5 protein-coding genes and 1 pseudogene are annotated in these 4,365 nt (G+C 74.4%); 4 read left to right on the forward strand and 2 right to left on the reverse strand.

The window, feature by feature from the left end; translation table 11 throughout:
- The 4 genes and pseudogenes from IH13_RS0108395 to IH13_RS36990 all read left to right on the forward strand — a co-directional run.
- A partial coding sequence (locus IH13_RS0108395) for a CbiQ family ECF transporter T component (RefSeq protein ID WP_031082482.1) occupies positions 1–336 on the forward strand: 336 nt, incomplete at its 5' end.
- On the forward strand, positions 333–1,112 hold the full coding sequence (locus IH13_RS0108400) for an energy-coupling factor ABC transporter ATP-binding protein (RefSeq protein ID WP_031082485.1): 780 nt from the start codon (positions 333–335) through the stop codon (positions 1,110–1,112). The genes IH13_RS0108395 and IH13_RS0108400, both read left to right, overlap by 4 nt.
- A gap of 77 nt (positions 1,113–1,189) precedes the next feature.
- Complete coding sequence (locus IH13_RS0108405; RefSeq protein WP_031082486.1) at positions 1,190–2,353, forward strand: serine hydrolase domain-containing protein; 1,164 nt, start codon at positions 1,190–1,192, stop codon at positions 2,351–2,353.
- Positions 2,350–3,092: pseudogene (locus tag IH13_RS36990) on the forward strand (SDR family NAD(P)-dependent oxidoreductase). The gene IH13_RS0108405 and the pseudogene IH13_RS36990 overlap by 4 nt, the downstream one beginning before the upstream one ends.
- A gap of 56 nt (positions 3,093–3,148) precedes the next feature.
- On the opposite strand, the gene IH13_RS0108415 reads toward IH13_RS36990, so the two are convergent.
- Both IH13_RS0108415 and IH13_RS0108420 read right to left on the reverse strand, forming a co-directional pair.
- The gene (locus IH13_RS0108415) at positions 3,149–4,000 is read right to left on the reverse strand and encodes an EamA family transporter (RefSeq protein ID WP_031082488.1); all 852 of its coding nucleotides are present in this window, start codon (positions 3,998–4,000) and stop codon (positions 3,149–3,151) included.
- The coding region (locus tag IH13_RS0108420; RefSeq protein ID WP_031082491.1) for a YbaK/EbsC family protein at positions 3,997–4,365 on the reverse strand (369 nt) is incomplete at its 5' end. The genes IH13_RS0108415 and IH13_RS0108420, both read right to left, overlap by 4 nt.

Below are 4,365 nucleotides of genomic sequence, written 5' to 3' on the forward strand. Positions count from 1 at the left end.
AGGCTGCCGCCGCTGCTCGTCCAGATCGCGTCCTTCATGCTCCGCTACGGCGACGTGATCACCGACGAACTGCGCCGGATGTCGATCGCCCGCCGCTCCCGGGGCTTCGAGGCGCGCGGCGTACGGCACTGGGGGGTCCTGGCCAAGACGGCGGGCGCCCTGTTCATCCGCTCCTACGAACGCGGTGAGCGCGTCCACCTCGCGATGGTCAGCCGGGGCTACACCGGGACCCTGCCGGTGATCGACGAGGTGACCGCCTCCCGGACCCAGTGGGCGTACGCCTCGGTTCTCCCCGTGCTCGCCCTGGGCGTCTGTCTGCTGGGATGGACCCTATGAGCCCGATCCAGCCGGCCACCGCCGAGCACCCGTCCCTCGAAGTCCGTGGCCTCGCCTACGCCTACCCCGACGGCCACCAGGCCCTCTTCGGGGTCGACCTCACCGTGGGGCGCGGCGAGCGGGTCGCCCTGCTCGGCCCCAACGGCGCGGGCAAGACCACCCTCGTCCTGCACCTCAACGGCATCCTCGACGCCGGCGCGGGCACCGTCCGGATCGCCGGGCTGCCCGTGGAGAAACGGAACCTGGCCCAGATCCGGCGCCGGGTCGGGATCGTCTTCCAGGACCCGGACGACCAGCTGTTCATGCCGACCGTCCGCGAGGACGTCGCCTTCGGACCCGCCTCGGCCGGGCTGCGCGGCGCGGAGCTGGAGGAGCGGGTGACGGCCGCCCTCAGGCAGGTCGGCATGGAGGAGTTCGCGGCCCGCCCCCCGCACCACCTCTCCTTCGGGCAGCGCCGCCGGGTCGCCGTCGCCACCGTCCTCGCGATGGAACCGGAGATCCTCGTCCTGGACGAGCCCTCCTCCAACCTGGACCCCGCCTCCCGCCGAGAACTCGCCGACATCCTGCGGGACCTGGACGTCACCGTGCTGATGGTCACCCACGACCTGCCGTACGCCCTCGAACTCTGCCCGCGCGCCGTCATCCTCAGCGACGGGGTCATCGCCGCCGACGACCACACCCGGCAACTGCTGTGCGACCAGGAGCTGATGCGCCGGCACCGGCTGGAGCTGCCCTTCGGCTTCGACCCGCGTTCCGTCGCCGCCCCGCGTACGTGAACAGTCGGTGACCCGGCAGCCGCTCGGTCCACGCCGCGATGCACCATGGGGGGATGAGCGGGAGTGCGGGAGCAGGCGTGGACGTACGGGGCACGGTGGCACCAGGGTTCGAGGCGGTACGGGACGCGTTCGTCCGTAACTTCGAACGGCGCGGGGAACGGGGCGCGGCCGTGGCCGTCTACCGGCACGGGCGCAAGGTGGTGGACCTGTGGGCCGGTACGAGAGACGTCGACGGCACCGAACCATGGGCCGTGGACACCGTGCAGATCGTCCGCTCCGCCGGGAAGGGCGTCGCCGCCGCCGTACCGCTGCTGCTGCACCAGCGCGGGCAGGTGGACCTGGACGCGCCCGTCGGGACGTACTGGCCGGAGTTCAAGGCCAACGGCAAGGACCGCCTCCTCGTACGCCACCTCCTGGCCCACCGGGCCGGACTGGCCGCCCTGGACACGCCGTTGACGCCCGAGGAGGCCGCCGACGGGGTCAGCGGGGCGCGGGCCGTCGCCGCCCAGGGGCCCCAGTGGGAGCCCGGCACCGATCACGGCTACCACGCCCAGACCTACAGCTGGCTCATCGGCGAACTGGTCCGCCGGGTCACCGGACGCACCATCGGGCGCTGGATCGCCGAGGAGATCGCCCGGCCGCTCGGCCTGGACTTCTGGTTCGGGCTCCCGGCCGACGAGGCGCACCGCATCGGCCGGATCGGCCCCGTCGAGCCCCCGGCCGCGGAGGGCGGCGGCGGCACCCTGCGGTTGCGTCCCAAGCGGGCCGTCGTCGATGCCTACCGCGACCCCGACTCGCTGACCCGGCGGGCCTTCGGGGCGATCGACCCCTTCCCCGACGAGAACGACCCCGCCTACCGGGCGGCCGAACTCCCCGCCTCCAACGGCGTGGCCACCGCGCGCGGCCTGGCCCGCTGCTACGCCGCGATGATCGGCGAGGTCGACGGCCACCGGCTGTTCGCCCCGGCCACCCTCACCCTGGCCCGCACCGAGGAGTCCGCCGGGCCGGACCGGGTCCTGGTCGTCTCCACCCGCTTCGGCCTCGGCTACATGCTGCACGGCCCGGCCGCCCCGCTCCTGGCCCCCGGTTCCTTCGGCCACCCCGGCCGGGGCGGATCGCTGGGCTTCGCCGACCCGGAATCGGGCATCGCGCTGGGCTACGTGACGAACGGACTGCAGAAGGGAGTCACCGCGGATCCCCGTTCCCAGGCCCTGATCAGGGCGGTACGGTCGGCGTTGTGACCGACACCATCAGCGCACGTCTCGACGGATACACCGCCCTCGTCACCGGAGCCGGCCGGGGCATCGGCGCCGCCACGGCCCGCCGCCTGGCCGCCGAGGGCGCGGCCGTCCTCGTCACCGACCTCGACCCCTGTCTCTTATACACATCGTCGGGGACCGGGCCGCCGTCGAGGCGGCGGTGGCCCACGCCGTCGCCGTCTTCGGCGGCCTCGACGTCCTCGTCAACAACGCCTACGCCAACCACGAGGACGCCGGGCTCTTCGAGGACGAGGCCGACGAGTCCTGGGCCCACACCCTCGACATCACCCTGACCGGCCCCTACCGCTGCTCCCGCGCCGCGCTGCCGCACCTGGCGGCCTCGGGGCGCGGCGCCATCGTCAACATCGGCTCCGTCAACGGCGAACAGGACTTCGGCGGGCACGCCTACAGCGCCGCGAAGGCGGGCCTGGGCAGCCTGACCCGTACGCTGGCCGGCCACGCGGGCCCGCGCGGCGTCCGGGTCAACCTCGTCGCCCCCGGTACCGTCCGCACCGAGGGATGGGCCGGACGCGACGACGACCTGGCGCGGGCGAGCGCCCTCTACCCGCTCGGCCGGATCGGCGAACCGGACGACATCGCCGCCGCCGTGGCCTTCCTGGCGTCCCGGGACGCGTCCTGGGTCACCGGGACGACGCTGCGGGTGGACGGCGGCCTGATGGGCGTCAACACCGGCTTCCGCAAGGCGATGCGGGGCGAGTAGGGGCGCGGGCCACGGCGGAGGGCGGCGGCACCGCCCCCGCCCGGCCGGGCGCCCCCTCAACTCGTGTGCAGCATCAGCCCGATGCCCACGACCATCAGCCCGGCCGCCGCGATCCTCGGCGCGCCGAACCGTTCCTTGAAGAACAGCGTCCCGATCGCGGCCCCCACGATGATCGAGGACTCCCGCAGCGCCGCGACCGGGGCCAGCGGGGCCCTGGTCTGGGCCCACAGGACGAGGGCGTACGCGGTGACCGACAGGGCCGCGCCGGCCAGTCCGCGCCTCAGGTACGGGGACAACTCGGCGGCCAGTGCGCCGCGTCGGCGCCAGAAGGCGTACGCGGGGATGACCAGGCCCTGGGCGACCATCAGCCAGCCGATGTAGCCGAGCGGGGTGCCCGAGGCGCGCACGCCGGCGCCGTCGACCGTGGTGTACCCGGCGATCGCCAGCCCCGTCGCCAGGGCCGCCAGGACCGCCGGGCCGTGCGGGCGGGTGGCGGAGCCCCGGATGCCCCACAACGCCAGGCCGACGAGCCCGGCCGAGGCCACCGCGACACCGGCCGTCGCCCAGCCGTCGGGGCGCTCTCCGACGAAGACGGCGGCGAGGACCGTCACCACGAGCGGGGCGGTGCCCCGGGCGATCGGATACATCTGGCCGAAGTCGCCCAGCGTGAACGAGCGCATCAGCAGTGCCATGTAGGCCACGTGCAGGACCGCGGAGAGCAGCAGGTACGGCCACGCGCCGGCCGCCGGGAGCGGCGCGGCCGAGGCCAGGACGGCACCGATCAGCGCCCCGCCCCCGGAGATGAGGGTGAAGGACAGCAACTGGTCGCGTATCGCGTGGGCGAGGGCGTTCCAGCCGGCGTGGGTGATCGCGGCGGCCAGGACCGCGACCGCCACCAGGGGGGTCACGCGGTCTGCTCGCGCACGTCCACCAGGGTGCCGCCGGCCTGTGCGATCAGGCTCTTCGGGTCGAGGGGGAAGACGGTGTGCGGGGTGCCGGCGGCCGCCCACACGACCGGGTGGTCGAGCAGCCCACGCCCTGGCACCCGGGTCCTCGTGCGGTGGCCGAAGGGCGGGACGCCGCCGATCGCGTACCCCGTGGTCTCCCGCACCAGGTCGGCGCCGGCCCGCTTGACCTTGCCCGCGCCGAGCTCGGCCCGTACGCGCTCCACGTCCACCCGGGACGAGCCGTCCATCAGGACCAGCACGGGGGCGCCGTCCGCCTCGAAGATCAGCGACTTGACGATCTGGCTGAGCTCGCAGCCGATCGCGGC

Origin of the sequence: Streptomyces sp. NRRL WC-3549 (genome assembly GCF_000721935.1) — a bacterium.
Taxonomy (GTDB): Bacteria; Actinomycetota; Actinomycetes; order Streptomycetales; family Streptomycetaceae; genus Streptomyces.

Bases quoted from the DNA above. Each gene is read 5' to 3' on its own strand.
- IH13_RS0108400 (WP_031082485.1), top strand. From the start codon at position 333: ATGAGCCCGATCCAGCCGGCCACCGCCGAGCACCCGTCCCTCGAAGTC.